Below are 25577 nucleotides of genomic sequence, written 5' to 3'. Positions count from 1 at the left end.
GGCTCGGGTCACTTACCGAGCTTGCGACGCTGGACGCGCGTCTTCTTGAGCAGCTTGCGGTGCTTCTTCTTCGCCATGCGCTTGCGGCGCTTCTTGATGACTGAACCCACGTGGAACCTCTCCAGAGCGCCGGGCGCGGTGGCGCTCGGCGTGACGTACGACGCCCCGGGGACCCCGGAGCACCGGGTCAGCCTATCCGCAGGCTCGTGAGCGCGGTGAATCAGCGCGGGAGATGGGATGAAGATCGCACCGCGGGACTCGGGGGCTCAGCCGGGTGACGGAATCGCCGGTCGACCGGCGAAACCGTCACTTGTCGGCCGTTGCAACGCCCGTCAAGTGCAAGAAGAGCCCGTCAAGTGCAGGAACAATCGGTCAACCGGCGATTCCTGCACCCGGCGAAACCACCCCGCCGACTCAGCCTGCGGAGTAGAACGACTTGCGCAGGTACTCGTTGACGTCTTCCTCGGTGACCCGGAACGAGCGACCCACCCGCACGGCCGGAAGCTCGCCGCCGTGGACGAGCCGGTAGACGGTCATCTTGGAGACCCGCATGACCGAGGCGACCTCGGCGATGGTGAGGAACTTCGGGTCCGGAAGGGACTCGGCGCGCTCGCGCGACGAAGGAGCCATGACACACCAACTTTCCGCGCCCGGGGTCACCGCCTTCCCCAGCTGTGATCCGCCGGACGCCACTTGCGTGAGAATAGGGCCAGATGTGACTCGTGGGGAAGAGATTGATCAGTGAAACTTTCCCGCTCCGGCGTGTCGGCTTGACCGCCAGAACTCCCGGGACGATCGACCCGACTCCTTGTCGAACATTACTGTTCAACTTATGATCTTGAACATCCATGTTCGAGATGATTCCGGGAGGTGTCCGATGACCAGCCGACGGATCCGCAGGTTCGCCCTGCACTACGGCGAGATGGTGGCCGCCATGCTGATCGGCATGGCCGTGCTCTGGCCGGTGTGGCTGCTCGCGACCGGCGCCGCCGGCGACGGCTCGTGGCTGCGCTCGGTGAGCGTCGAGACGCTGGTCATGGCGACCACGATGGCGCTCCCGATGGCCGGCTGGATGCGCGTGCGCGGCCACCGCTGGGCGCCGATCGCCGAGATGTGCGCGGTGATGTACGCCGGCTTCGCGGTCGCGCTCCCCCTCTACTGGACCGGCGTACTGGACGCCGGTGGACTGATGGTGGTCGGCCACGTGGCGATGTTCGTGCTGATGCTGGCCGCGATGGCCTGGCGCTGGGAGGAGTACGCCGGGTGCCACGCCCCGCGCCGCCGCGACCGGAGCGCGACCATGATGGCCTCGTGACGACCCGTACCGACCGTCCCCAGCGCGCCGACGCGCGCCGCAACGTGGAGGCGATCCTCGACGCCGCCACGGCGACCCTGGCCCGGGATCCCGACGCCAGCGTCAACGACATCGCCAAGGCCGCCGGCGTCGGACGGGTGACTCTCTACGGCCACTTCGAGAGCCGCGGGGTGCTGGTGGCGGCCGTCGTCGCCCGGGCGATGCGGGACTCGGAGGCGTCGGTGCGCGATGTCGACCTCTCCGGTGACCCGGCGGCCGCGCTGGTCCGGCTGATCGAGGCGACCTGGCAGGTCACGCTGCGCTACGGCGCGCTCGTCGTCGCCGCCGACCAGAGCCTGCCGGCCGCCGAGATGGACGCCGCCCACCACGAGCCGCGCGAGCGGGTACGCCGACTGCTCGAGGCCGGGCGCGACCAGGGCCGGTTCCGCACCGATCTCCCGGTGTCGTGGCTGCTGACGACCATGCACACGGTGACCCACGCCGCGGCGGCCTCGGTGTACGCCGGCGACCTGGCCCCCGACCAGGGCGCCACCGCCATCGCGGCGACCATGCTCGGCCTGCTCACCCCGCCGGGCCAGGTAGTGCCGGAGCTCGCCGCGCTGTAACACGCAGTCTGCTGGTGTCCCGGACCCGCGTCGGCTGTAACACGTCGTTCGCGGCCCTTCCCTCCCCGTGCCGGCTGTATCCGACCCGTACGGGCGCGGTTTCGCGACGTCTCGGGCCCGGTAGAGCGGCGAACTGCGTGTTACAAGCCCGCCCCGACCCCGACTCCGACCCCGACCCGCCCCCGCCCCACCGTGCGATGATCGTGACGTGTCGAACCCGATGAACCGCTGCTGGTGGCCCGCCTGACGGCGGCCGCCCCTCGACACCTCCCCTCACCGGCCGCCCACGGGCGGCCGTCGTGCCTCTCCGGACCTGCTCCGGCGCCCGTGGGCCCTCACCCAGGAGCTCCACCATGTCCCGACGCCTCTCCCTGCTGACGCCCAGCGGGCGGCTCACCCTCGGCAACCTGCTCGGCGCGCTGCGCCCGATGCGGGCCGCCCAGGCCGACGCCGACTGCTTCTACGGCATCTCCGACCTGCACGCCCTCACCACGCCCCGCTCCCCGGAGGACCTGCGTGCGGCGATCGCCGAGCAGTCCACGCTGCTGCTCGCCGCGGGGCTCGACGCCAGCACCCTGTTCCGGCAGAGCCAGGTGCCGGCGCACGCGGAGCTGTCGTACCTGCTGGAGTGCGTCGCCACCACCGGCGAGCTCGGCCGGATGATCCAGTTCAAGGAGAAGTCGCGCCGCCAGGAGTCGGTGCGCACCTCGCTGTTCACCTACCCGGTGCTGATGGCCGCCGACATCCTGCTCTACCGGCCCACCCAGGTGCCGGTCGGCGACGACCAGCGCCAGCACATCGAGCTCACCCGCGACCTAGCCCTGCGCTTCAACACGACCTACGGCGAGGTGTTCACGCTCCCCGAGATCACCGTGCCTGCGGCCGGCGCCCGGGTGATGGACCTGGCCGACCCGACCCGCAAGATGAGCAAGTCCGGGCCCGACGCGGGCTCGATCGCGCTGCTCGACCCGCCCGACGTCGTACGCCGGAAGGTCGCGCGGGCGGTGACCGACTCCGACACCGGCCCGGGCGCCGTGCGTCCCGACCGGGCCGCGAAGCCCGGCGTCACGAACCTCCTCGAGATCCTCACCGCCTGCGGCGGCTCCCCCGACGGGATCACCACCTACGGTGCGCTGAAGGCGGCCGTCACCGACGCCGTTGTGGCTGAGCTCGAGCCGCTCCAGGATCGGTATCGGGCCCTCGCCGCGGACCCGGTCCACGTGACCGAGGTGTACGCCCGTGGGGCGGAGCGCTGCCGGGCGGTGACCGCGCCCGTGCTCGCCGCGGCGAGGAGCGCGATGGGGTTGTAGCCCTGTCGGCGGCCGCTGGCAGACTGCACCGCATGACGCTCCAGGCCCTGCTCCTCGACCTGGACGACACCCTCGTCGACCACCGCGGCGCCTCCGAGCGCGGCCTGCGGGCGTGGCTCGCCGGCCTCGGCCTGGCCCAGACGCCGGCCGAGCTGGAGGCCCATGTCGAGCGCTGGTTCGTGCTCGAGGCCCGCCACTACGAGCGCGCCCAGCGCGGCGAGGTCAGCTACGTCGAGCACCGCCGGGCCCGGATCCGCGACTTCCTGCCGGGCTGGGACCTCGCCGACGACGCGCTCGCCGACGACGTCTACGCCGGCTTCCTCGGCTGCTACCGCGCCGCCTGGCGGGCCTTCGACGACGCCGCGGCGGCCATCGCCCGGGCCCGCGCGGCTGGGCTGGCGGTCGGCGTCCTCACCAACGGCCAGCTTCCCGTCCAGACCGAGAAGCTGCGCCGCACCGGCCTGCTCCGCCCCGACGTGCCCGTCTTCGCCTCGTCCGCGCTGCCCGCCGCCAAGCCCGACCCGCGCTCCTATCTCACCGCCTGCGCCGCCCTCGGCGCCGACCCCGGGGCGACGCTGATGGTCGGTGACTCGCTGCGTCATGACGTGGTCGGCGCGCAGCGGGCGGGCCTGCAGGCGCGGCTGCTCGACCGCCACGGACGCTACGACGCGCGCCGGGCCGGCGTCCGCGTGACGGCCGTTCGCGGCCTCGCCGAGGTGGCCTAAGACCTGTCCGGGACCTGTCGGTCGAGCGCGGCGATCCAGTCCGACGCGAGCCGGTTGAAGCGGTCGGCCTCCTCCCACATCGGCATGTGCCCGCTGTCCTCGAAGACGACCAGCTCGGCGTTCTTCGCGGTCTCGGCCAGCCAGACGCCGGCCGCGACCGGGAGGCATTTCTCGTCGCTCCCCCACACCGCCAGGATCGGCAGCGTGAGGTCGGCGAGGACCGCTCGGTAGTCCCGCTGCGTCTGGTCCGCCAGGATGCAGGCCGCGGTGTTCGGGAGCAGCTTGAGCTCCTCCTCGACCATCCACGCCTGGTCCGCCTCCGACGGCAGCTCCTTGGTGAAGATCGTCGCCACCTCGGCACACACCGCGCGGTAGTCGTCCTGTGCCGACCTGATCATGTCGCGCAGGCCGTGGCGGTCGGTGAAGCCGTGCTCCCAGCCGTCGGCCTTCAGGTCCATCGGCCCCTGGGACACACAGATCTGGGCGGCGATGCGGCTCGAGCCCGCGGCCTGGGTCAGGTACTCCCAGATCACGAAGTTGCCCATCGACCAGCCGACGGCCACGGCGTCCTCCAGGCCGTGGCTGCTCAGGAAGTGCTCGAGATCGCGCGCGTACTGCGCGACCGTGTTGCCGCCCTGGCTGTCGCTGGAGTCGCCGTGGCCGCGGAAGTCGAGGGCGAACACGTGGAACCGCTGCGCGAGCGCGTCGATGTTCCGCTCGTAGAAGCGTCGCGAGCCGAGCACGCCGTGGAGCAGGACGACCGCGCGGCCCGCGCCGGCCTCGGTGTAGGCGAGGCGCGTCCCGTCCGGCAGCCGGTGGTGCTTCGTGGTCATCGGGTTGCCTCCTCAGGCTCCTCGTCCGCGCCGAACGGGGCGTCGAGCGCGCCGATGCGACGACGGTTGACGAGCAGGACGACGACGCCGATGGCGATCCACGCAGCAGCGTAGAGCGGCAGCTGGTTCAGCGGCGCCGGCGGCGCGGGATAGAACTGCGCTGCCAACGGGATCACCAGCACCAGGGAGCCGGCGACCGGCACGACGACGTGCTTCAGCACGCGGAACTCGTCGTGGTGCTGCCGTCGGTAGAAGCGCGCGAGACAGAGGTTCGACGCGATGAAGACCAGGATCAGCAGCAGGCTGGCGGGCGTCGACACGTAGGTGTAGGCGGTGAGCCCGTCGACGTGGCCCAGCGACAGCAGCAGGGCCGAGATCACGCCGGCCGCGCCGCCGGTGACGAGGGCGACCTGCGGCGTCCGGTGGCGCCGGCTCATCCGACCGAACACCGCGGGGATCACGCCCTCGCGGCCGAGCGCGAAGGCCACCCGGGCGAAGCTGTTGACCACCGCGATCTCCGCGCCGATGAGCGAGTTGATGAGAATCAGGTCGACCAGTGGGCGGATCGGACCGGCGTACTGACGAGCGAGCGTGTCGAACGACGATGCGTCCGTGGCCAGCTGGTCGATGTTCGACGGGCCGTAGCCGATGACCACGGCATAGCTGCCGACGATGTAGATCACGCCGACGACGACGGTGCAGCCCAGGACGGCGATGGGCACGCTGCGCAGCGGGTTGCGGGTCTCCTCAGCCAGGGTCGCCGAGATCTCGAACCCGACGAAGGACAGCACGCCGAACACCATCGCGAGCCGGATGCCCGAGAGACTGCTGTCGCCGAGGTCCAACGGAGCGGCGCTGAAGCCCTCCGCCCCGCCCTGGAGGAAGATCGCGCCGATGACGACCGCGATCGCGACGAGCTCGACGGCCAGCATCACGATGCTGAAGCGCTCGGAGAGCTTGATCCCGCGGATCGAGAGCGCGACCGTCAGCACGAAGACGACCGACGCGCACCAGAAGTAGGAGACGCTCACGCCGAAGTCGGCCTCGATGATCGAGGACAGGAAGGCGCCGGTGATCAGGCCGCCACCGATGGTCGCGCCGAAGTAGGCGCCGAAGGTGGACCAGCCGACCAGGAAGCCGACGCGTGAGCCGGCCGCGCGCTGCACGAAGCCGTAGAAGGAGCCGGCCGAGGCGACCTTGGCGGCGTACTGGGCCACGGCGTATGCCGTGAACAGGATCCCGACCATCGACGCCAGGAACGCGAGCGGCAGTGCCGCGCCGGCGGAGGCGGCCATGACCGGACTGTTGAAGAACAAGGAGATGGCCGGTCCCATGAGGACCGCTGACATGACGACGATGCCGACGACGCCGAGCGCGCCGCTGGGCAAGCCGTGGGTGGACTCATCCTTGGCAGACATGCGGATTGCCTTTCGTGGAGGCTGCTGGAGATCTAGGCAGCGGTGAATCCGCCGTCGACCGGCAACGCGACACCGGTGACGAAGGAGGCGTCGTCCGACGCGAGGAAGAGGACCGCCTGAGCGATCTCGATCGGCTCGGCGAGCCGACCCGTGAGCGGGTGGATGGAGCCGTACTCGGCGAGCGCCCGCTCGCGATCGGGATGACCTTCGAGCACCTCGGTGATCATCGGCGTGCGCACGGCGCCGGGACAGACGCAGTTGGAGCGCACGTACGGCGCGTAGTCGAGCGCGACGCCACGGGTGAACTGGACGACCCCCGCCTTCGAGGGGCCGTAGGCCGTCTCCTGCGGCCAGCCGACCAGCGCCAGCGCCGAGGCGATGTTGACGATGGAGCCGCGTCGCTCGACCAGGTGGGGAAGACAGTGCTTGACCGTGAGGAAGGTTCCGCGCAGGTTGACCGCCTGGGTCTGGTCCCAGTCCTCGACCAGCGTCTCGCCCGCGGCCGACTGAGGACCGGCGACACCCGCGACGTTGACCAGGATGTCGACCGTGCCGAAGGCGTCGGCGGTCGCCGTCACCGCGCGCACGACGTCCCGCTCGACGGAGACGTCGGCCGCGATGGTGATCATCCGGTCGTCGTGCGGTTCCCGCCAGGTCTCCCGAAGCCGGTCGGCGTTGAGATCGACGCAGGCGACCCTGGCGCCCTCGGCCAGGAAGAGGCCGGCGACCGCCGCCCCGATGCCCTGCGCCGCTCCCGTGACGAGAGCGACCTTGTCGCCGAGGCGTGCCGTCCGCCGGGGGCGGTCGTCGGTCGTCATCGCGCCGTCACCCCACCGTCGACCGGGAAGGCGACACCGGTGATGAATCCCGCCTCGTCGGAGGCGAGGAAGGCGATGGCGGCCGCGATCTCCGAGGGGTCGGCCACCCGGCCCAGCGGCTGCTCGGCCGCGATCTCCCGCAACGCCTCGGCGGGGTCCGGGCACTCGGCGATCCATCGTTCGACCAAGGGAGTGCGGGTGAACCCGGGGCAGACGGCGTTGACCCGCACACCGTGCGCGGCGGCGTCCATGGCCGAGGCCCGAGTCAGCCCGAGCACGCCGCTCTTGCTCGCGCAGTAGGCCGCCTGGCCGGGCCAGCCGACGAGTCCGGCGTCCGACGACGTGCTGACGATCGCGCCTCGGCCGGACTCGATCATCGCCGGGATGACCGTCCTGATCCCGTTGAAGACCCCGGTGAGGTTGACGCCGATCACCTGGGCCCAGTCCGTGGAGGTCGTCTCCCAGACCGCTCCGGCCAGCGTCACGCCCGCGTTGTTCACCAGGACGTCGATGCGCCCCTCGCGGCCGAGGATCTCGCGGACGAGTCCGTCGAAGGCATCGGCATCGGTGACGTCGAGCTCGGCGGCCTCGGCCGATCCTCCGGCCGCGTGGATCTCGTCGGCGGCGGCGCGCGCCTGCTGGCCGTCGCGGTCGAGCACCCAGACCCGTGCGCCCTCGTCGGCGAGCCGGTCGCCGGTCGCCCGACCGATGCCGGACGCCCCTCCCGTGACTAGGGCGACCTGGCCCTCGAATCGATTCATGTTGCATATGGTGCAAGTAACTTGCATAGAGGTCAAGACTCTCCATGCAAGCTGTTTGCACCTTGCTCAAGTAGGCGATACTGGGACGGTGACCGGCCATGACGACGAGGACGCCATCGAGCTCGGACGACGCATCCGCGGACTGCGTCAGTCGCACGGGCAGTCCCTCGCGGAGCTCGCGCGGGGCGTGGGCCTCACCGAGTCCTTCCTCAGCCGCCTCGAACGCGGCCAGACGGGCGTGACGGTCGACAACCTGCGCAAGATCGCCAGCTTCTGGAACATCGAGATCGTCGACCTCCTCCAGCGCGAGACCGGCCCCAAGCCCCTCGTGATGCGCAGCGGCGAGGGCCCGGCGCTGGAGGCCGAGGCCAACGGCGGGCTCCAGGCGCGCGCCGAGACCCTCATCCCCCGCGCCGGCGCCGCGCTCCAGGCGACGCTGTACCGGACCGAGGCAGGCAGCGGCCGGTTCGAGGCCTTCGGCCACGCGGGCGAGGAGATCGTCTTCGTGGTCGCCGGCAGGGTGCGCTACTTCGTCTCCGGCGAGGTGCACGAGCTCGCCGAGGGCGACAGCATCTGGCACAGCAGCGAGAGCCCTCACCGCTGGGAGGCCCTAGCCGGAGACTCGGTCACCCTTCACGTCAACACGCCCCCGGCGTGGTGACCGGCACCGTGCCGAGGCTCAGCTGCCCAGCTCGCGCGAGCGGTCCCGCGCGGCCTCCAGGGCCGCGAGGAAGGCCGCGCGCACCCGGTGCACCTCGAGCTCGCGCAGCGCCGCGGCCGTCGTACCGGCGGGCGAGGTGACCTGCTCGCGCAGCACCGCGGGGTGCTCGCCGGTCTCGCGGAGCATGGTCGCCGAGCCCACCAGGGTCTGCACGACCAGCTCCTGGGCGATGGTGCGGGGGAGCCCGAGGTGGACGCCGGCCTCGATCATCGACTCGACCACGAAGAAGACGTACGCCGGCCCGGAGCCGCTGATCGCCGTGACCGCGTCCTGCTGCTTCTCCGGGACCTGGACCACCCGGCCGACCGAGGCCATCAGCTCCTCGGCCTCGGCGAGGTGGCTGTCGTCGCAGTGGGTGCCGGGCGAGATGGCGGCCATGCCCTGGTCGACGAGGGCGGGGGTGTTGGGCATCACCCGGACCACGGCGACGCCGTCGGGCACCCGGGCCTCGACGAAGCCGGTGGTGATGCCGGCGGCGAGGGAGACCAGGAGCTGGCCCGGACGCAGCGCCGGAGCCAGCTCGGCGAGCACGTCGGCCATGTCCTGCGGCTTGACGACCAGCAGCACGGTGTCGGCGGCGCCGGCGGCGGTGACGTCGTCGACGACCCGGACGCCGTACTTCTCGGCGAGCTCGGCGGCCCGCTCGGCCCGCTTCTCGACGACCACGAGCGCGTCGGCGCTCCGGCCGGCCCGGATCAGGCCCGACAGCAGGGTCTCCCCCATCACTCCCGCGCCGATGACGGCGGTCCGCTTCTCGCCCACGCCCTGCTCACTCACCTTCCGGAGACCAACGACGTGACGAAGAGTCTCAGGTCGGCGGGACGCTCCGCCACCCGCCCCATCAGGTACCGGTGCCACTCGGGGCCGTAGGCCAGCCGGACCCGGACCTGCTCCCCGCTCGCCGCCAGCCGGCGCTGCTCGGTGCGGCGGACGCCGTACGGCAGCTGGATCTCGTACGTCGACGGCGCCCGGCCGTACCTGCTCGCCAGGGCGATCGCGATCTCGATCAGCCGCGGGTCGTGGGTCGCGACGACCGGATGCCCGGCACCGCCGAGCAGCACCTTGAGACAGCGCACATAGGCCTTGTCGGTCTCCGCCGCGTCCTTGCCCGCGCCGCGTACGAGACGAACCCGCATGCCCGGTCCGGCCAGCGCGCGGCAGTCGGCCTCGGTGCGCGGGAGGGCCGCGTTCAGCTCCACTCCCATTCCGGGGAGCTCCGCGCGCACGGCCGCGACCAGGGCCAGCCGCACGTCGACGTCGGCGATGTCCGCCCCTGTCGTCACGGTCGCGCCCGCGCCGAGGGCGGCCCGGCAGATCCTGCGGGCCTCGTCGAGGGAGCACGCGCCGATCGTGATGTCGGTGCCCGCCGCGAGGCCGGCGTCGGAGAGCCGGTCGATCAACGTGAGGTGCTCCGCGACCACGGAGCCGGTCGGCTCGCCGAGTCGCTCGACACCGGCAACGAAGCCCGCGGCCCGGAGCTCACCGACGACCCGCACCACGTCCTCGACCCGCTCGCCGGCCACCACCTGACGCAGCAGGCGACGTCCGGGGCTGGTGCGCGACAGCAGCGTCAGGGTGTCCCGGAGCGGTCGCATGCCCCAAAAGTACGGGCCTTCCGGTGACCTCGATCAGTCGGTACGCCGCCGGAGGGTCACCGCGCCGAGCGCCAGGGCGGCGAGCGCGAACGCCACCACGACGCCGACGTCGCGCCACACCGCACCGGTGCGGGTGGTGGTGGCGAGATGCTCCATCGCGTCCACCGCCCAGGTAAGCGGCAGCACGTCGGCGACCACCTCGAGCACCCGCGGCAGCCGGTCTCGCGGCACCAGCAGTCCGCAGAGCAGGATCTGCGGCACCACCACCGCGGGCAGGAACTGCACGGCCTGGAACTCGGTGCGGGCGAAGGCGGAGACGAACAGGCCGAGCGCGGTGCCGAGCACGGCGTCGGCGACGCCCACCAGGACGAGCAGCACGTCGGGTCCGCGCAGGTCGAGGTCGAGCAGCCCGATCGCCACGGCGGCGGCCAGCGCGGCCTGCACGGCGGCGATCGCACCGAAGGCCAGGGCGTAGCCGACCAGGAAGTCGAGGCGACCCATCGGCATCGTGAACAGCCGCTCCAGGGTGCCGCCCGAGCGCTCCCGGAGGGTGGTGATGCTGGTGACCAGGAACATCACGAAGAACGGGAAGATCGCCAGCAGCGCCGGGCCGATCCGGTCGAAGACGAGCGGCTGGTCCTGGAAGATCCACCACAGCAGCGCCTGCAGCAGGCACGGCAGCACGAGCAGCATCGCGAGCGTGCGGTGGTCGCGGCGCAGCTGGGTCAGCACCCGGACGGCGATCGCCAGCGTGACCCGGGGCGTCATGCCGCGCCGTCCTCGACCAGCGCCAGGAAGGCGCTCTCGATGTCGGGTACGCCGAGCCGCGCCTCGAGCGCGGCGGGCGCGCCCTGCGCGATGATCCGGCCCTCCCGCATGAGGAGCAGCTCGTCGCACCGCTCGGCCTCGTCCATCACGTGGCTGGAGACCAGGACGGCGGTCCCGGAGGCCGCGATGCGGTGGAAGAGCGCCCACAGGTCGCGGCGCAGCACCGGGTCCAGGCCCACGGTGGGCTCGTCGAGCACGAGCAGCGCGGGGCTGCCCAGCAGCGCCACGGCGAGGCCGACCCGCGAGCGCTGGCCGCCGCTGAGCCGGCCGACCACGGCGTCACGGTGCCCGGTCAGGTCCACCGCCGCCAGCGCCTCCTCGACCGCGCCGGGAGGCAGGCCGAGCACCCGGGCGAAGAAGCGGAGGTTCTCCCGGACCGTGAGGTCGTCGTACACGCTCGAGGACTGCGTCTGGTAGCCGACCCGGTCGCGCAGCGGCGCGCTCCCCGCGGGCTCGCCGAGGACCGTCACCCGGCCGGCGGCGACCCGCTGCACCCCCACGACCGAGCGCAGCAGCGTGGACTTCCCGCAACCCGACGGGCCGAGCAGCCCCGTCACGCCCGGGCCGATCTCGAGGTCGAGGCCGTCGAGCACCGTCGTGCGGCCGCGGACGACGCGGAGCCCGGCGATCCCGACGACAGAATTCATCATGTGTTGAATAATGCGCCTCCCCCGGTGGGAGCGCAAGGGTCAGGGCAGCGGCGCGGTGAGGAAGCCGTCCAGCACCGGGGCGTACGTCGCCACCAGGCTGTCGACGTCCATCGCGACGATCGCGTCGGCCCGCACGACATAGCGCAGCACGATCACCCCGATCACCTGGCTCGCGACCAGCTGCATCCGCCGCTCGGCCGCATCGATCCCCAGCGCCTCCCCCAGCGGCACCAGCACGACAGGGAGGAAGCCGCCCCGGAACAGCGCGTCGCCACCGGGCTCGATCAGCCGGCGCACCATCGCCAGCAGCGCCGGCCGGACCGCGGGGTCGTCCCAGACGCCGATCAGCGCCCGCAGCAGCCGCTCACCGGCTCCGGCGACCGGCCCGACGACCTGCTCGGCGAGCACCGCTCTCGGATCGACCGGCAGCTCGAGCGCGGCCACGAACAGGTCGTCCTTCGAGCCGAAGTAGTGGTGCACCAGCGCCGGATCCACGCCCGCGTCCCCCGCGACCCGGCGGATCGACGTACCGGCGAAGCCGGACTCCGCGAACCTGGCCCGGGCCGCGGCGAGGATCGCCGCGCGGGTGTCGGGGCTGCCCCGGCGCCGGCCGCGCGCGGCGGCGGTCACGAGCCCTCGTCGGCGTCGACGGCCACGGCGGCGAGGTGCTCGATCGCGAACTCCAGCGACTCGCGCAGATCGGCCTCCCGCTCCTCGCGCGTCGTACAGCGCCGGGTGTTGATCTCGAGCACGACCTCGCCCGTGAAGCCCGTCGCCGCCAGATGGCGCAGGAACGCCGCCGCGCCGATGTCGCCGCGGCCCGGGACGAGATGCTCGTCCTTGGCGGAGTCGGTGCCGTCGGTGAGGTGGATGTGGCGCAGTCGCGGGCCGAGCCGCTCGGCCATCGCGACCGGGTCGGACCGCGCGATCGCCGCATGGGAGAGATCGATCGTGGTGTTGGCATAGGGCTCCGCGGAGGGATCCCAGCCGGGGAGGTACATCTCGAGACTGCGCCGCGAGGCCCGCCACGGGTACATGTTCTCCACCGCGAACGCGATCCCCGACGACTCCTCGAGCGCCGCGATGCCGTTGACGAAGTCGCGGGCGTACTCCCGCTGCCAGCGGAACGGCGGGTGCACGACGACCACCTCCGCGCCCACTGCTCGCGCCATCGCGGCCGAGCGCTCCAGCTTCCCCCACGGCTCGACGCCCCAGACCCGCTGCGTGAACAGCAGACAGGGGGCGTGGATCGCACTGATCGGCAGCTGGTGGTGCTCCGAGAGCTGGCGCACGGCGTCGACCTGCTGCGACAGCGCGTCGATGCCGACCATCACCTCGACCGCCTCGTAGCCGACCGAGGCGGCATACGCGAACGCGTGGGCCGTCGACTCCGGGTAGACCGAGCTCGTGGAGAGCCCGATCCGGGGACGGCCCCGCTCGCTCATGACGGGTCGTTGACGCTGAGCTTGTCGATCCGCTCGAGGATCACGCCCTCCCGCAGGGCCCACGGGCAGATCTCCAGCTCGGACAGGTCGAAGATGTCCATGCAGGCCTCGGCGACCAGCGCCCCCGGCACGATCTGGTGGGTGCGACTCGGGGAGACCCCGGGCAGCGCGGCCAGCTCCTCGGGCGTCATCGCCACCAGCTTGGGGATCCATTGGCGCAGCTCGCCCAGCGGCAGGGTCCGCGGCACCAGCGGGCCGTCGGCGGACGGCGCGGCGCCGCAGATCCGCGCCAGGGAGCGGAAGGTCTTCGACGTCGCCGACGCGCGGTGCGTCGTGCCGGCGCGCAGCAGGTGGCCCGCGTCGCGGGCGATGTCGGCGCGGATCCGGCGCCGGATCTGGCGCAGCTGCTCCTCGTCGGGCTGCGCCGCGAACTCCGCCCGCGCCAGCCGGGCCGCGCCCAGCGGCAGCGACCACGCCACGTCGGGGCGCTCGTCGGAGCCGGCCGCGATCTCCAGCGAGCCGCCGCCGATATCGAACACCGCGAGCCGGCCGGCCGACCAGCCGAACCACCGGCGTACGGCCAGGAAGGTCAGCCGGGCCTCGTCCTCGCCCGGCAGCACGGCGATCCGTACGCCGGTCTCGTTCTCGACATGGGACAGCACCTGCTCGGAGTTGCCGGCGTCGCGGACCGCGGAGGTGGCGAACGAGAGCATCTCCTCGCAGCCCTTCTCCTCCGCCACGACCAGCGCCTGCGCGGTGAACGCCGTCAGCGCGGCGATGCCCGTCGGCGACACGTCGCCCTTGTCGTCGAGGTGCTCGGCCAGCCGCAGCGGCTCCTTGTAGGAGTACGCCGGCAGCGGCGCCGCACCGCCATGGGCGTCGACCACCAGGAGGTGGCCGGTGTTCGAGCCGATGTCGAGCACGCCCAGACGCATGTGTCCACGGTACTAGCCACGAATGCGGCCGCGCCCACACGACCACTACTGTGGGGTGAGTGCCCGAGGTCCCGCTCGACTTCCCCCGTGCGTGGGTGGAGTTCACCAACCCGGCCGACGAGTCCGAGGTCCTCAAGTGCGACCTCACCTGGCTCACGTCGTCCTTCACCTGCATCTTCGGCAGCGGCTGCGCCGGCATCTACGCCGACTCGCCCGACGTCGGCTGCTGCACCCTCGGCGCGCACTTCGCCGACAAGGCCGACGAGAAGCGGGTCGCGGTCTTCGTCGAACAGCTGACCCCGGCGCACTGGCAGTCCCACCCCGGCCGCCCCGTCAAGCGCAAGGACTGGGTCGAGAAGGACGAGGACGGCGAGCGGAAGACCCGCATGCACGAGGTCGACGGCCAGCGCTCGTGCGTCTTCTCCAACCGGCCCGGCTTCGCCGGCGGCGCCGGCTGCGCGCTCCACGGCCTCGCGCTCGAGCTCGGCCGCAACCCGCTCGAGACCAAGCCCGATGTGTGCTGGCAGCTGCCCATCCGGCGTACCTTCCGCGAGATCGAGCGGATGGACGGCACGTCGTACGTCGAGGTCACCATCACCGAGTACGACCGCCGCGGCTGGGGCCCCGGCGGCCACGACCTCGACTGGTACTGCTCCGGCAACACCGAGGCCCACGTCGGCGTCGAGCCGGTCTACGTCACCAACGAGCCCGAGCTGGTGGCGCTGATGGGCCAGGAGGCGTACGACGAGCTGGTGCGCCACTGCGAGGCCCACCTGCGCTCCCGATCGGCGCTCGCGCTGCACCCGGCCGACCCGCGCTGAGCGTCTCGACGTCAAGAGACAACGACCCCGATTCGTCGGACCTCTCGCGGCATGCTCAGAATGTCTGGCATGCGCCTGGACCATCTCTCCTACGCGGCCGGCCCCGACGGACTCGCGAGCACGGCAGCCCGCCTGGGTACGGCGATCGGGCGTGAGTTCGTCGACGGCGGCGTCCACCCCCGCTTCGGCACGCGCAACATGATCCTTCCGCTGACCGACGGCACCTACCTCGAGGTCGTCGAGGCGCTCGACCACCCCGCCTCCGACAAGGCCCCCTTCGGCCAGGCCGTCAAGGCCCGCTCGGCACTCGGCGGGGGCTGGCTCGGCTGGGCCGTCGCCGTCCCCGACATCGCGATCGTCGAGGAGCGCCTCGGCCGCTCGGCCGTCCCCGGCTCGCGGCACCGCCCCGACGGCACCGAGCTGCGCTGGAAGCAGATCGGCATCAACGGCCTCATCGCCGACCCCCAGCTGCCGTTCTTCCTGCAGTGGGACATCCCCACCGAGCTGCACCCCTCCACCGGCGCCGACGGCACCGTCTCCCTGGCCGGCATCGAGATCGCCGGCGACCCGCAGCGGGTCAGCGAGTGGCTCGGCGAGACCGTCGAGGCGCCACTCGAGGACGTCAAGGTCGAGTGGGTCGCGCCGCACGGCACCCCCGGCATCCTCGCCGCGCAGGTGCTCACGCCCAACGGGATCGTACGCATCTAATTGGCTCGCTCCGCTCGCATGTCGGGCGCCCTTTGGGCGCGAGGTCTTCCCTCGCTGCGCTCGCTCGTTCCTCGCTCGCTCCGCTCAGTCCAGACCACGCGGGGCGCCCGACGGGTTCCTGCGACCGGCGGCGCGCAGCCGCCCGCCCCGCGGCCGTTCTCATGCACCTCGCCGTGAAGCAGCTCCCCGGGGCCATCCCGAGCCCCAACATCTGGCACCACACCGCGACCTACGAGCTCGAGAACCGCGCCGCCGACCCCGACGGCCGGCTCTGGACGGCGATGGGGGCGCGGGCCGACTGGACCGGCCGCACCGTGCTCGACCTCGGCTGCGGCACCGGCTACCACCTGCCCGCCTTCGCCGAGACCGCTGGGCGGGTGATCGGCGTCGAGCCGCACGCCGGGCTCGCCAAGCTCGCCGCACGCCGGCTGCGCACCCGCCAGGTCGCCAACGCCGAGGTCCGGCAGGGCACGGCGCAGCAGATCCCGCTCCCCGACGCCTCCGTCGACGTCGTCCACGCCCGGTGGGCCTACTTCTTCGGCCGTGGCTGCGAGCCGGGCCTGGTCGAGCTGGATCGCGTCGTCCGCCGGGGCGGGGTCGCGCTCGTCATCGACAACGACGGCTCACGCTCGACGTTCGGCCGCTGGTTCCGGCGGGGCTATCCCCAGCTCGACGCGCCTGAGGAGACCGAGCGGTTCTGGAGCGTGCGCGGGTGGACCCTGGACCGGGTCGACATGGGCTGGCGGTTCGCGTCCCGCGCGGACCTGGAGGCCGTCGTACGCATCGAGTTCGCGGGCGAGGTGGCGGACCAGGTCCTCGCCGAGCACCAGGGGCTCGAGGTCGACTACGCGGTCAATCTCTGGTCGAAGACGTTCTGATCTCCAGCGACGGCTGGAGCATCACGCCGCTCTCGGCGACGTGACCGGGCGCCAGCAGCGCGCGCAGCGCCGCGACCAGGTGCACCGCGACCTCCTCCAGTGGCTGGCGCACTGACGTCAGGCCCATCACCTGGGCGACCTGCGAGTCATCGAAGCCGACCACCCCGACATCGCGGCCGGGCTTGAGACCGCGGTCGGCCAGCGCGCCGAGGACGCCGACCGCCAAGGTGTCGGACGCGCAGACGAACGCCGTGGGCGCGCTCGACTCCAGCAGCGACGCGGCGGCCCGGCCGCCCGCGAGCACGCTGTCCTCGACCGCCGCCTCGAGACCCGCGGTCGGCAGCTCGAGCGCGGTCATCGCACGGTGCCAGCCCGCGCGCCGGTCCTCGCCGATCCTCGACCCCGGCTGCCAGCCGATCCAGGCGATCCGCTCATGGCCCTGCGCGCGCAGGTGCTCGGTGGCGGCCGCGATGCCGGCGGCACCGTCGACGTCGACCCACGGGTGGGTCGATCCCGGGTCGTCCCAGGGCCGGCCGAACGCCACGAACGGCGCCTTGCGCCGCGCGAGACCGATGGTCTGCGGGTTGCCGAGATAGGTGTCGGTCACCACGAACGCGTCGACCGCGGTGGAGCGGAGCAGGTCGTCGTACCCACCGAGGGGGTCGGGCAGCTCGCCCTCCGCGACCCGCCCGCCCGAGAACAGCAGCACGTGGTAGCCCGCCTCGCGCGAGGCCTCGACCAGCGCGTGCACGAACCGGTCCATCGCCATGTTGGCGGTGAACTCCTGCGCCGGGCTGAGCCGCAGCCCGACCAGGTGGGACGAGCGGGTGCGCAGGTGGCGAGCGGCCTGGTTGGGGGTGTAGTCGAGGTGCTCGATCGCGTCCTGGACCCGGGCCAGGGTGTCGGGACGCAGCAGGTCGGGGTTGTTGATCGCGTTCGACACCGTCTGCCGGGAGACGCCGGCCCGCTCGGCGACGTCGGCGAGGGTGGCCGGTGGGCGGGGGGTGTCCACCACCCGATTCTCCCATGCAGCCTGGCGCGAGCACCCGCCACCGCCCGGCAGGGGTCGGTCAGGCGGAGAGGTCGATCAGGATCTCGGCCATCTCCTGCTCCCCGATGGACCGCACCCGCGCGGCGGCCCCGAGCGGCCCGGCCGCGGCCCGTACGCCGGCCCCGACGTACGGATGCGCGCCGACCAACGTCAGCCGGGCTCCGGCGGGGTCGGGGAAGAGCGTGACGGTGAGGTCGGCGCCGCTCGGCGCATCGGCTACCGCGGCGAGCAGGACGCCGCCGAGGTCGGCGGCGAGGTCGGTCGGCAGGTCCGTGGCGCCCGAGCGCACGACGAGGCGGACCCCGTTGTCGTGGGCATCGTTGAGGGCGCGGGCGAACCACTGGCCGACGTGCACCAGGTCCGGGTGGAGCAGGGTGAGCTGGCGCAGGTAGGCCTCCTCGGCGGCGAACCGCGGCCGCAGGGCGGGATCGCCGGGGTCGTCGGCGGAGCGCGCGGTCTCGAGGAGCTCGAGCGAACGGTTCAGTCCCGCGTCGCGCCAGCGCGCCCGCGATCGGTCGGCGGCCTCCCGCTCGGCAAGCCGCGTGCGGGCCGTCCAGGCCGCGTGCTGGTCGGCCGCGGCCGCCGCGCCGATGGCCGCGATGATGTGCTGGAACCGACGCCAGCCGGCGACCAGCCCGAACGCCGCGGCCCCGGCCATCAGCACGATGATCGCGGCCGGCCCGTCGGACCGGGCGACGAGCGCTGCGACGGTGAGGACCACGGCGCCGTACGCCGCGCAGGCCGCGATCAGCGCGGCGCGGCGTCCGAACTCGGCGATCAGCACGAGCATGCCGGTGGCGCCGACCGCCTGCCAGTTCGGCGCCTCCTCCCGGCCGTAGTCGACCGCCGCCGCCGACAGCACGAAAGCCGTCCCGGACGCGACGACCAGCACGGCCACCACCGACACCGGGAGCACCCCGTGAACGCGCGTGCTGCGCCAGCCGAGGCCGGCACCGAGCAGCGCGAGGGCGGCCATCGCGAGCTCGGGGCTCACCTCGCCGAGATGGTTGGCGACGGCGAGGTAGAAGCCGATGACCGCCACCCCGACGCTGTAGAGCAGGCAGGCACGCCGACGCAGTGCCATGACCACGTCCGCGATGTCGCCCTGCGGGTCGGGGGCGGGCGACGCGACGGCCCCCGCGACATCGACGGTGAGCGCGACCCGGGTGCCGGCCCCGGGCGCGGTGTCGATGACGACACCGACACCGGCGTCGAGCGCCCGCGCCCGCACCGACGTGGCCAGCCCACCGGACGCGCCGACGTGCCCGTCGAAGCCGGCCCCGTCGTCGGCCACGGTGACGCGCAGCTCGCTGCCACGCCGCTCCGCGCGCACCTCGACCTCGTCGACGCCCGCGTGCTTGGCCGCGTTCTGCACCAGCTCGGCCACCGCTCGCTGGAGCGCTCGCCGCTGCCGCGGAGGAAGCCCGGACTCGAGCGCCGCCAGGTCTTCGTCGCTCAGGCCACGGTGATGCACGCGCACCCGGGTGTCGTACGACGCCGCACGCAGGCCGTGGCTCTCGTCGACGTCCGGGTCGGCGCCGTCGCGCAGCGCGGCCACCGTCGCGATGTCACGGGCACAGCGCTCCCGCACGGCCTGGACGTCGCTCACCGCGGCGCCGCCGCTCGCCAGGGCCGCGAGCGTGTTGATCACCGTGTCGTGCAGGACCCGGGCGTCCTCGGCGGAGGCCCGGCTGGCGGCGGCCTGGACAGCCGCCGCGGCCTGGTCCCGCCGCGCGGCCGCGGACGCCTCGTCGGCCAGCGCCGCGAAGTCGTAGAGGTAGGACTGGGCGATCCTGGTCGCCAGCACGATCGAGACCTGCGTCAAGAGGACCGAGACCGGCAGCGCCGGCCCCAGGTCCGGCCGGAGCACCAGCATGGCGCCGGTCACGGCGACCGAGGCCACGGCCGGGACGAGCAGCGCCGAGCGCCCCCGCAGCAGGAAGGTCGGCGTGGCGCCGGCCAGGTTCATCATCCAGCAGGCCGCGAACAGGAGCGGGTCGTTGGCCGAGTCGGCCACGGCCCAGTCAGCGATGAACAGCGCGTAGGTGGTCGCCAGCGGGACCCAGGCCGGCAGCCCGCCCGGGCGCACCAGCCAGGTCAGCACGACGGCCGCGACGTGGGCCGCCAGGAGGGGCAGCAGCCGGGACACCGGCCCGGGCGCCGCGAACACCGCCGCGACCATCAGCACCTGCCAGCCGAGGGTGCCGACCAGGAACGCACGCTGCATCGAGTCCGCCAGGCTCCGGGTGGCGCTGCCGTCTCCCGGGACGAAGGGCGCGGTACGACGCAGCAGCTCGCGAGCGACGCCCGCCGCTCCCGGCCGGCCGGCGCTCGGCCGTGGAACCGTCGTCACGGGGCCAGCCTTTCCCATCGCCCCGGATCCGTCGGCACCGGGCGGCCCGGCCAGGCCCTTTTCCACCACCGCCGCGTGCCACACCGGTTCTGTCGGACCCCTGATCTACTGTCGTGCCATGGCTGGTTCGAAAACACGTTCGACTTACCGCTGCAGCGAGTGCGGGTGGTCCACCGCGCGCTGGGTGGGCCGGTGCGGGGAGTGCCAGGCCTGGGGCTCGGTGTCCGAGGTCGCCACCGCGAGCGCCAGCCCTTCGGGGCGCACGTCCGCCGCCCCGGTGACCAGTGCCGCGGTCCCGATCGGCCAGGTCTCCGCCGAGCGGGCCGTCCACCACCGCTCCGGCGTGCCGGAGCTCGACCGGGTGCTCGGCGGCGGCCTGGTGCCGGGCGCGGCCGTCCTCCTCGCCGGCGAGCCGGGCGTCGGCAAGTCGACCCTGCTGCTCGAGGTGGCGGCGCGCACTGCCGCCGCCCGCCAGCGCACCCTCTACGTCACCGGCGAGGAGTCGGCCGCCCAGGTGCGGCTGCGCGCCGACCGCACGGGCGGCATCCACGACCAGCTCTACCTCGCCGCCGAGACCGACCTCGGCGCGGTGCTCACCCACATCGAGCAGGTCCGCCCGAGCACCGTCGTCATCGACTCGGTCCAGACGATCAGCGCCTCCGGCGTCGACGGGGTCCCCGGCGGGGTCACCCAGGTCAAGGAGGTCGCGCAGGCGCTGGTGCGGATGGCCAAGAGCCGCGACATCACCGTGGTGATGATCGGCCACGTCACCAAGGACGGCGCGATCGCCGGCCCCCGCGTGCTGGAACACCTCGTCGACGTGGTGCTGCACTTCGAGGGCGAGCGCAACTCCCGGTTCCGGATGCTGCGCGCGGTCAAGAACCGGTTCGGCCCGGTCGACGAGGTCGGCTGCTTCGACCTCGGCCCCGACGGCATCCGCACCGTCGACGACCCGACCGGGATCTTCGTCGAGCGCCACCACGGCCGCGTCCCCGGCACGTGCGTCGCCGTCTCGATGGAGGGGCGCCGCCCGCTGCTGGCCGAGGTGCAGGGCCTGGTGACGCTGTCGCCCGCCGAGCGGCCTCGGCGTACCACCTCGGGGATCGACGGCTCCCGGCTGGCGATGATCCTCGCCGTGCTCCAGCAGCACTGCGGCATCCGCCTCCACCAGCACGACGTCTTCGCCTCGACCGTCGGCGGCGCCCGCCTCAGCGACCCCGGCGCCGACCTCGCCCTCGCCGTCGCCGTCGCATCCGCCCACTTCGTCAGCGCCCCGCCCGCCGGCGTCGTCGCCCTCGGCGAGATCGGCCTCTCCGGCGAGCTGCGCCGGGTCCGCGACCTCCCCCAGCGGCTCGCCGAGGCCGCCCGCCTCGGCTTCGCCATGGCCGTCGTCCCCGCCGACCCCGGCACCGCCCAGGGCGTACGCCGCGCCGCCAGCCAGCGCACCGTCGACGGCATGCGCGTCATCGAGGTCCCCGACGTCGCCTCGGCCCTCACCGCCCTCCACCTCGACCGTCGTACCAAGCACGCGTTGGAGGTGGTCGAGTAGCCCACGTCGCTCCCGCCCGCCCGACCGCGCTCGCTGGCCTAGAGTTCCCAGGGTGCTTCCACCGCCGACGCCGAGACTCCGGTTTCGCCCGATGCACACCGGCGACCTCTCCCTGATCGCGACGCTGGACATCGGTGGCACCCGAGGTCCCCAGGGCTGGATCGAGTGGACCCTCCAGAACTACGAGACCTACGGCTTCGGGCTGTGGGTGATCGAGACCCATGCCGGTGAGTTCGTCGGCGACTGCGGGCTGACCCTGCAGCCGGTCGAGGGTGAGCAGCTGGTCGAGGTCGGCTGGCACGTCCGTGCGCCCCTGCGCCGCCGGGGCTATGCGTCCGAGGCCGCGGCGGCCGTCCGCGACGCCGCCCGGGAGGCCGGGATCGACCACCTGGTGGCGATCATCCGTCCGGACAACCTCCCGTCCCAGCGCGTGGCCGCGAGGATCGGCCTGGCCCTCGAGGGCGAGGTGCACGCCCACGGCGGACCGGCGCTGGTCTTCGGCACCGACCTCACCCCGACGGACCCGTTGCCGTGACCGCGCCGGAGCATGACCTCGACGTCGCCCTGGCGGCCCTTGCCGCCGGTACGACGACCGTGCGGGCCGGCTACGGGCAGGCGCTCCGCATCCAGGCGAAGACCGGTCTCGACTTCGCGACGAACGTCGACCTCGAGGCGGAGCACGCCATGCTCGACGTGATCACCGCCGCTCGCCCCGACGACGCCGTCGAAGGCGAGGAGACCGGACGCCGGGGTGCCGCGACCGCGTCCCGCCGGTGGCTGGTCGACCCGCTGTGCGGCACCGTCAACTTCGCCGCACGCACGCCGCTGGTGGCAGTCAACGTGGCGCTCGTCGACGGCGCCCTCACCCTGGTCGCCGCGACCTCCGACCCGATCGCCGGCGAGGTGTTCTGGACCGACGGCGTGCGCGCCGCGCTCCGGAGCGCCGACGGCACCGACCTCCCGCTGGCCCCGTCGCGCGCGTCTCGACTGGTCGACGTCAACTGCGACGGGCCGCTCGACCGTCCGTTCGTGGGCGCGCAGGTGATCGACGCCGCCTTCCGCGCCGCCTTCGGGCCGCGGGTCGGATCGACCACGTTGGCCCTCGCCTGGGTGGCGGCGGGCCGGCGCGCCGGCTATGTCAGCGACGGCGCCGTCGTCGACAGCGTCCACTTCGCAGCGGGAATCGCGCTGTGCCGCGCGGCGGGCTGCGTCGTGACCGATCTCAGCGGCTCCGAGCTCGCCTCCGGACGCGGGCTGATCATCGCCGCCGACGCCGCGACCCACCGACGGCTGACCGACCTGGTCGCCCCGCACCTGGCAGCCGTCACCGCCTCCGACCGCCCCGCCGCGGCCACCATCCACGACAGTCGCCCGCCACGACGACACCACCTACCGAATAACCAGGCATGAGGTGCACCCCGCGCGGATAGGGTGAGACCTGTCCGAGCAGCACATCAGCAGGGAGCACCAGTGGTCACGTCGGCCGATCCCCGACTCCGCGAGGCCCTCGCGTCCATCGCCCCCGGTACGCCCTTGCGCGACGGACTCGAGCGGATCCTCCGCGGCCGCACCGGAGCGCTGATCGTGCTCGGGCAGGACCGGCTGGTCGACAGCCTGTGCACGGGCGGCTTCGAGCTCGACGTGCCGTTCACCGCCACCGGCCTGCGCGAGCTGGCCAAGATGGACGGCGCGATCATCGTCGACGGCGCGGTGAACCGGATCATCCGGGCGGCGGTCCACCTGATGCCGGACCAGAGCATCCCCTCGGAGGAGACCGGCACCCGCCACCGCACCGCCGACCGGGTCGCGAAGCAGACCGGTCACCCGGTGATCTCGGTGTCCCAGTCGATGCAGATCATCGCGGCGTACGTCGGCGAGACCCGCCACGTGCTCGAGGACTCCGGTCAGATCCTGTCCCGCGCCAACCAGGCGCTGGCGACCCTGGAGCGCTACAAGCTGCGCCTCGACGAGGTCTCCAGCACCCTGTCCGCGCTGGAGATCGAGGACCTGGTGACGGTGCGCGATGTCGCGGTCGTCGCTCAGCGGCTGGAGATGGTCAGCCGGATCGCGCGCGAGATCGAGGACTACGTGCTCGAGCTCGGCACCGACGGCCGGCTGCTCGCGCTCCAGCTCGAGGAGCTGGTCACCGGCGTCGACACCGAGCGCGAGCTGGTGATCCGCGACTACGCCCCCTCCCGGCGCCGCAGCCGCGAGCCCGGCGACCTGCTCGGCAAGCTGGAGCAGCTCTCCTCGACCGACCTGGTCGACCCGTCGGCGGTGGCGAAGGTCCTCGGCATCGGCACCGGCGAGCACCTCGACGGCGCCGTCGCGCCGCGCGGCTACCGGCTGCTCACCAAGGTGCCGCGGCTGCCGGCCAGCGTCATCGAGGGCCTGGTCGACCACTTCGGCACCCTCCAGAAGCTGCTCTCGGCCGGCATCGACGACCTCCAGGCAGTCGAGGGCGTCGGTGAGCTGCGCGCCCGCAGTGTCCGTGAGGGGCTGAGCCGGCTCGCGGAGTCGACGATCCTCGAGCGCTACGTCTAGGTCGACCCGAGGGCCTACTCCGCGCAGGTCGCGGTGACGTAGTCGAAGAACGCGAGCACGTCCTCCGCCTCGTCCTCGTCGATCCCGTAGACGTCCGCGAGGCTGGTGACGTCGGCCGCGACCTGGTCGAGCTGGGTGAGCTGCTCCGCGTCGATGCTGCCGAGCTGCTCGACGAAGATCTCGAAGCCGTCGCGGGCGTCGTCGCCGAGGCCGGCCGGCGTACCGACCTCCTCGAGCGCCGCCGCCCGGTCGCGCGCGCCCTCGACTCCGTTGCCCGAGTCCTGCTGCCAGGTGGCACAGAACTCGTGAGCGCTCGCGTCGCCCGGCGGGCCGCCGCAGCCGGTCAGAGCAGCCCCGAGCAGCAGCACCGCTCCGGTCCCGAGAATCCGTGAGACGTCCACCGACTCCTCCTCCCCCGCCGTCCCCGTGACAAACGGTCGGCTCAGCGCCGGATCTTGACCTTCGTCGCCCCGCCGGTCACGCTCGCCACCGCCTTGGTCACCGGCTTCTTGCGGACCTTCTTCAGCCCCTTCTTGGTCAGCTTCACCGCGACCTTGGCCTCGCCGCCCGGGGCGACGGCGTAGGCCTTCGGCGTCGCGACCGGCTTGCCCTTCACCGTCAGGCTCAGCGTGCCCGAGCACGGCGTCGCGCTGACACACCGCACCGTGAGCCGCACCTTCCGCTTGGTGACCTGCACCCCGCGCTTCGGCGCCTTCACCTTGGCCACACCGGCGCCGGTACCGGCGAGGACGTACTTCGCGACGCCGTTCTCGAACGGGAACAGCTTGCCGGCTACGTAGAGCTCGCGCTGCGGGCCGAAGGCGACACCGGTCAGGCCGGTCATGGTGTCTCCGCTCCGCTTGGTCGTCGCGAGTACCGTGCCGAGGTACTGACCGGCGAGGGTGAACACCTGCACCCGGTCGGTGCCGTCGACCACGTAGACCAGGCCGTCGTCGCGCACCTCGACGTTGAAGCTGCTCGCGGCGGTCACGAACTGCCCCGGCCCCGTGCCCGACTGTCCCCAACCGGTGACGTAGACGCCCTCGGCGGTGAACACCTGGACCCGGCTGTTGTCGCGATCGGCGACCACGACGCTCCCGTCGGGAGCCACGTCGAGCCCCCACGGCGACTTCAGCCGCCCCGGCGCAACGCCAGAGCCGCTGAACGTCTTGTACCGCGTGCCGTCGGCGTTGAAGACGACGACCTGGTCGCTGGTCGGGCTGGCGACATAGGTACGCCCGTTGGGCCCGATGCCGATCCCGCCCACGGTCTCGTTGACGTCACAGCAGGGCCGCATCGGGTACCACCGCAGGTAGGCGCCGGCCGGGGAGTAGACGTAGACCCCGGCCGGGACGTCCGACGGGACATGGCCGGAGTAGTCGCCGACGTGGACGTTGCCCGCGGCGTCCACGGTCAGGTCGCCGATATTGGGGAAGGGCACCTCCCACTGGGTCACCAGCCCGCCGTTGGGGTCGTAGGCCCGCACCGTGGAGTTGTCGTCGCCGTAGCCGGAGTTGGGGCCGACCGCGTAGACCCTTCCGGCCGCGTCGGTCGCCACGGCCTGCGGCACCTCGGAGGCGTCGGTCGAGTAGATCCACTCCGTGGCGTACGCGTAGCCCGCGGGCCCCGGGTCGGCCGCCACCGCTCCCGGCGCCGGGCTCAGCACACCCACGCCCACCAGCCCGGCGACAGCGGCACCCAGCACCCTCGAACG

The 25577-nt window shown here is 72.9% G+C and carries 29 protein-coding genes; 12 read left to right on the top strand and 17 right to left on the bottom strand.

Translation table 11 applies throughout. The features are described from left to right. Window positions 1-8 precede the first annotated feature (8 nt). Both JOD66_RS15855 and JOD66_RS15850 read right to left on the bottom strand, forming a co-directional pair. Window positions 9-110, bottom strand: a complete 102-nt coding sequence (locus tag JOD66_RS15855) for a 30S ribosomal protein bS22 (protein WP_008356322.1) — start codon at window positions 108-110, stop codon at window positions 9-11. Window positions 111-414: 304 nt separating this feature from the next. After that, window positions 415-630, bottom strand: coding sequence for a helix-turn-helix domain-containing protein (locus JOD66_RS15850; protein ID WP_204837819.1), 216 nt, complete (start codon window positions 628-630; stop codon window positions 415-417). Window positions 631-877: 247 nt separating this feature from the next. On the opposite strand from JOD66_RS15850, the gene JOD66_RS15845 reads away from it, so the two are divergent. The 4 genes from JOD66_RS15845 (at window position 878) to JOD66_RS15830 (ending at window position 3955) form a co-directional block, all read left to right on the top strand. After that, window positions 878-1315 carry a hypothetical protein gene (locus JOD66_RS15845; protein WP_204837818.1) on the top strand — a complete coding sequence of 146 codons (438 nt, stop codon included), beginning with the start codon at window positions 878-880 and terminating at the stop codon, window positions 1313-1315. Continuing rightward, a complete protein-coding gene (locus JOD66_RS15840) occupies window positions 1312-1920 on the top strand; it encodes a TetR/AcrR family transcriptional regulator (protein ID WP_204837817.1) in 609 nt (202 codons plus the stop codon). Before JOD66_RS15845 ends, JOD66_RS15840 begins: the two co-directional genes overlap by 4 nt. A 353-nt stretch (window positions 1921-2273) precedes the next feature. Further along, window positions 2274-3230, top strand: coding sequence for a tryptophan--tRNA ligase (trpS, locus tag JOD66_RS15835; RefSeq protein ID WP_204837816.1), 957 nt, complete (start codon window positions 2274-2276; stop codon window positions 3228-3230). 32 nt (window positions 3231-3262) lie between these two features. Next, complete coding sequence (locus tag JOD66_RS15830) at window positions 3263-3955, top strand: HAD family hydrolase (protein WP_204837815.1); 693 nt, start codon at window positions 3263-3265, stop codon at window positions 3953-3955. On the opposite strand, the gene JOD66_RS15825 is transcribed toward JOD66_RS15830, so the two are convergent. The 4 genes from JOD66_RS15825 to JOD66_RS15810 are packed head-to-tail and all read right to left on the bottom strand — an operon-like array spanning window position 3952 to window position 7785. Further along, on the bottom strand, window positions 3952-4788 hold the full coding sequence (locus tag JOD66_RS15825) for an alpha/beta fold hydrolase (RefSeq protein ID WP_204837814.1): 837 nt from the start codon (window positions 4786-4788) through the stop codon (window positions 3952-3954). The genes JOD66_RS15830 and JOD66_RS15825 overlap by 4 nt on opposite strands. Continuing rightward, a complete protein-coding gene (locus JOD66_RS15820; RefSeq protein WP_204837813.1) occupies window positions 4785-6206 on the bottom strand; it encodes an APC family permease in 1422 nt (473 codons plus the stop codon). Before JOD66_RS15820 ends, JOD66_RS15825 begins: the two co-directional genes overlap by 4 nt. Before the next feature lie 32 nt (window positions 6207-6238). After that, window positions 6239-7024, bottom strand: coding sequence for an SDR family NAD(P)-dependent oxidoreductase (locus tag JOD66_RS15815; protein ID WP_204837812.1), 786 nt, complete (start codon window positions 7022-7024; stop codon window positions 6239-6241). Beyond that, a complete protein-coding gene (locus JOD66_RS15810; protein ID WP_204837811.1) occupies window positions 7021-7785 on the bottom strand; it encodes an SDR family NAD(P)-dependent oxidoreductase in 765 nt (254 codons plus the stop codon). Before JOD66_RS15810 ends, JOD66_RS15815 begins: the two co-directional genes overlap by 4 nt. Window positions 7786-7873: 88 nt before the next feature. Here JOD66_RS15810 and JOD66_RS15805 point away from each other — a divergent pair, with 88 nt between their 5' ends. Next, on the top strand, window positions 7874-8446 hold the full coding sequence (locus JOD66_RS15805; RefSeq protein WP_204837810.1) for a helix-turn-helix domain-containing protein: 573 nt from the start codon (window positions 7874-7876) through the stop codon (window positions 8444-8446). A gap of 18 nt (window positions 8447-8464) precedes the next feature. Here the strand turns inward: JOD66_RS15805 and proC are convergent, their stop codons facing one another. Genes proC through JOD66_RS15770 form a run of 7 tightly spaced genes read right to left on the bottom strand, consistent with a single transcriptional unit; the run spans window position 8465 to window position 13959 of the window. Then, window positions 8465-9283 carry a pyrroline-5-carboxylate reductase gene (proC, locus tag JOD66_RS15800; RefSeq protein WP_307823567.1) on the bottom strand — a complete coding sequence of 273 codons (819 nt, stop codon included), beginning with the start codon at window positions 9281-9283 and terminating at the stop codon, window positions 8465-8467. After that, complete coding sequence (locus tag JOD66_RS15795; RefSeq protein ID WP_204837809.1) at window positions 9280-10101, bottom strand: proline dehydrogenase family protein; 822 nt, start codon at window positions 10099-10101, stop codon at window positions 9280-9282. The genes proC and JOD66_RS15795 overlap by 4 nt, the downstream gene beginning before the upstream one ends. Before the next feature lie 33 nt (window positions 10102-10134). Next, complete coding sequence (locus JOD66_RS15790; RefSeq protein WP_204837808.1) at window positions 10135-10869, bottom strand: ABC transporter permease; 735 nt, start codon at window positions 10867-10869, stop codon at window positions 10135-10137. Beyond that, a complete protein-coding gene (locus JOD66_RS15785; RefSeq protein ID WP_204837807.1) occupies window positions 10866-11579 on the bottom strand; it encodes an ABC transporter ATP-binding protein in 714 nt (237 codons plus the stop codon). Before JOD66_RS15785 ends, JOD66_RS15790 begins: the two co-directional genes overlap by 4 nt. Window positions 11580-11618: 39 nt before the next feature. After that, window positions 11619-12209 (bottom strand): TetR/AcrR family transcriptional regulator, encoded by a 591-nt coding sequence (locus JOD66_RS15780; RefSeq protein WP_204837806.1) that lies wholly within the window; start codon window positions 12207-12209, stop codon window positions 11619-11621. Continuing rightward, window positions 12206-13024, bottom strand: coding sequence for a sugar phosphate isomerase/epimerase family protein (locus JOD66_RS15775; RefSeq protein ID WP_204837805.1), 819 nt, complete (start codon window positions 13022-13024; stop codon window positions 12206-12208). Before JOD66_RS15775 ends, JOD66_RS15780 begins: the two co-directional genes overlap by 4 nt. Further along, window positions 13021-13959 carry a Ppx/GppA family phosphatase gene (locus JOD66_RS15770; RefSeq protein WP_204837804.1) on the bottom strand — a complete coding sequence of 313 codons (939 nt, stop codon included), beginning with the start codon at window positions 13957-13959 and terminating at the stop codon, window positions 13021-13023. The genes JOD66_RS15775 and JOD66_RS15770 overlap by 4 nt, the downstream gene beginning before the upstream one ends. A 59-nt stretch (window positions 13960-14018) precedes the next feature. On the opposite strand from JOD66_RS15770, the gene JOD66_RS15765 reads away from it, so the two are divergent. The 3 genes from JOD66_RS15765 (at window position 14019) to JOD66_RS15755 (ending at window position 16366) form a co-directional block, all read left to right on the top strand. Continuing rightward, on the top strand, window positions 14019-14780 hold the full coding sequence (locus tag JOD66_RS15765) for a DUF3109 family protein (protein ID WP_204837803.1): 762 nt from the start codon (window positions 14019-14021) through the stop codon (window positions 14778-14780). Window positions 14781-14849: 69 nt separating this feature from the next. After that, window positions 14850-15488 carry a VOC family protein gene (locus JOD66_RS15760; RefSeq protein ID WP_204837802.1) on the top strand — a complete coding sequence of 213 codons (639 nt, stop codon included), beginning with the start codon at window positions 14850-14852 and terminating at the stop codon, window positions 15486-15488. A gap of 173 nt (window positions 15489-15661) precedes the next feature. Beyond that, window positions 15662-16366 (top strand): class I SAM-dependent methyltransferase, encoded by a 705-nt coding sequence (locus tag JOD66_RS15755; protein WP_307823565.1) that lies wholly within the window; start codon window positions 15662-15664, stop codon window positions 16364-16366. On the opposite strand, the gene JOD66_RS15750 is transcribed toward JOD66_RS15755, so the two are convergent. Together JOD66_RS15750 and JOD66_RS15745 are read right to left on the bottom strand one after the other, a co-directional pair. Beyond that, a complete protein-coding gene (locus JOD66_RS15750; RefSeq protein WP_307823564.1) occupies window positions 16341-17378 on the bottom strand; it encodes a LacI family DNA-binding transcriptional regulator in 1038 nt (345 codons plus the stop codon). The two genes, JOD66_RS15755 and JOD66_RS15750, sit on opposite strands and share 26 nt — an antisense overlap. Window positions 17379-17436: 58 nt before the next feature. Beyond that, window positions 17437-19770, bottom strand: a complete 2334-nt coding sequence (locus JOD66_RS15745) for a sensor histidine kinase (RefSeq protein ID WP_204837799.1) — start codon at window positions 19768-19770, stop codon at window positions 17437-17439. Between the two features lie 118 nt (window positions 19771-19888). On the opposite strand from JOD66_RS15745, the gene radA reads away from it, so the two are divergent. From radA to disA, 4 genes are all read left to right on the top strand, one after another. Next, window positions 19889-21319 carry a DNA repair protein RadA gene (radA, locus tag JOD66_RS15740; protein WP_204837798.1) on the top strand — a complete coding sequence of 477 codons (1431 nt, stop codon included), beginning with the start codon at window positions 19889-19891 and terminating at the stop codon, window positions 21317-21319. 91 nt (window positions 21320-21410) lie between these two features. Continuing rightward, on the top strand, window positions 21411-21854 hold the full coding sequence (locus JOD66_RS15735) for a GNAT family N-acetyltransferase (protein WP_204837797.1): 444 nt from the start codon (window positions 21411-21413) through the stop codon (window positions 21852-21854). Continuing rightward, a complete protein-coding gene (locus JOD66_RS15730; RefSeq protein WP_204837796.1) occupies window positions 21851-22729 on the top strand; it encodes an inositol monophosphatase family protein in 879 nt (292 codons plus the stop codon). Before JOD66_RS15735 ends, JOD66_RS15730 begins: the two co-directional genes overlap by 4 nt. A gap of 60 nt (window positions 22730-22789) precedes the next feature. Beyond that, the gene (gene disA, locus JOD66_RS15725; protein ID WP_307823560.1) at window positions 22790-23863 is read left to right on the top strand and encodes a DNA integrity scanning diadenylate cyclase DisA; all 1074 of its coding nucleotides are present in this window, start codon (window positions 22790-22792) and stop codon (window positions 23861-23863) included. A gap of 14 nt (window positions 23864-23877) precedes the next feature. Here disA and JOD66_RS15720 read toward each other — a convergent pair whose 3' ends face one another. Both JOD66_RS15720 and JOD66_RS15715 read right to left on the bottom strand, forming a co-directional pair. Next, a complete protein-coding gene (locus JOD66_RS15720) occupies window positions 23878-24264 on the bottom strand; it encodes a hypothetical protein (RefSeq protein WP_204837794.1) in 387 nt (128 codons plus the stop codon). 41 nt (window positions 24265-24305) lie between these two features. Further along, window positions 24306-25568, bottom strand: a complete 1263-nt coding sequence (locus JOD66_RS15715) for an NHL repeat-containing protein (protein ID WP_204837793.1) — start codon at window positions 25566-25568, stop codon at window positions 24306-24308. Window positions 25569-25577 lie beyond the last annotated feature (9 nt).

The sequence above is a fragment of the Nocardioides nitrophenolicus genome (assembly GCF_016907515.1).
Taxonomy (GTDB): Bacteria; Actinomycetota; Actinomycetes; order Propionibacteriales; family Nocardioidaceae; genus Nocardioides; species Nocardioides nitrophenolicus.
This window is presented reverse-complemented; position numbering and strand designations above follow the sequence as displayed.

What these genes read in the sequence shown, in the direction of transcription:
- JOD66_RS15850 (WP_204837819.1), bottom strand. Translation starts at nt 630, where the DNA reads ATGGCTCCTTCGTCGCGCGAGCGCGCCGAGTCCCTTCCGGACCCGAAG.
- JOD66_RS15845 (WP_204837818.1), top strand. Translation starts at nt 878, where the DNA reads ATGACCAGCCGACGGATCCGCAGGTTCGCCCTGCACTACGGCGAGATG.
- trpS (WP_204837816.1), top strand. Translation starts at nt 2,274, where the DNA reads ATGTCCCGACGCCTCTCCCTGCTGACGCCCAGCGGGCGGCTCACCCTC.
- JOD66_RS15830 (WP_204837815.1), top strand. Translation starts at nt 3,263, where the DNA reads ATGACGCTCCAGGCCCTGCTCCTCGACCTGGACGACACCCTCGTCGAC.
- JOD66_RS15825 (WP_204837814.1), bottom strand. Translation starts at nt 4,788, where the DNA reads ATGACCACGAAGCACCACCGGCTGCCGGACGGGACGCGCCTCGCCTAC.
- JOD66_RS15820 (WP_204837813.1), bottom strand. Translation starts at nt 6,206, where the DNA reads ATGTCTGCCAAGGATGAGTCCACCCACGGCTTGCCCAGCGGCGCGCTC.
- JOD66_RS15815 (WP_204837812.1), bottom strand. Translation starts at nt 7,024, where the DNA reads ATGACGACCGACGACCGCCCCCGGCGGACGGCACGCCTCGGCGACAAG.
- JOD66_RS15810 (WP_204837811.1), bottom strand. Translation starts at nt 7,785, where the DNA reads ATGAATCGATTCGAGGGCCAGGTCGCCCTAGTCACGGGAGGGGCGTCC.
- JOD66_RS15795 (WP_204837809.1), bottom strand. Translation starts at nt 10,101, where the DNA reads ATGCGACCGCTCCGGGACACCCTGACGCTGCTGTCGCGCACCAGCCCC.
- JOD66_RS15790 (WP_204837808.1), bottom strand. Translation starts at nt 10,869, where the DNA reads ATGACGCCCCGGGTCACGCTGGCGATCGCCGTCCGGGTGCTGACCCAG.
- JOD66_RS15785 (WP_204837807.1), bottom strand. Translation starts at nt 11,579, where the DNA reads ATGATGAATTCTGTCGTCGGGATCGCCGGGCTCCGCGTCGTCCGCGGC.
- JOD66_RS15775 (WP_204837805.1), bottom strand. Translation starts at nt 13,024, where the DNA reads ATGAGCGAGCGGGGCCGTCCCCGGATCGGGCTCTCCACGAGCTCGGTC.
- JOD66_RS15770 (WP_204837804.1), bottom strand. Translation starts at nt 13,959, where the DNA reads ATGCGTCTGGGCGTGCTCGACATCGGCTCGAACACCGGCCACCTCCTG.
- JOD66_RS15760 (WP_204837802.1), top strand. Translation starts at nt 14,850, where the DNA reads ATGCGCCTGGACCATCTCTCCTACGCGGCCGGCCCCGACGGACTCGCG.
- radA (WP_204837798.1), top strand. Translation starts at nt 19,889, where the DNA reads ATGGCTGGTTCGAAAACACGTTCGACTTACCGCTGCAGCGAGTGCGGG.
- JOD66_RS15735 (WP_204837797.1), top strand. Translation starts at nt 21,411, where the DNA reads ATGCACACCGGCGACCTCTCCCTGATCGCGACGCTGGACATCGGTGGC.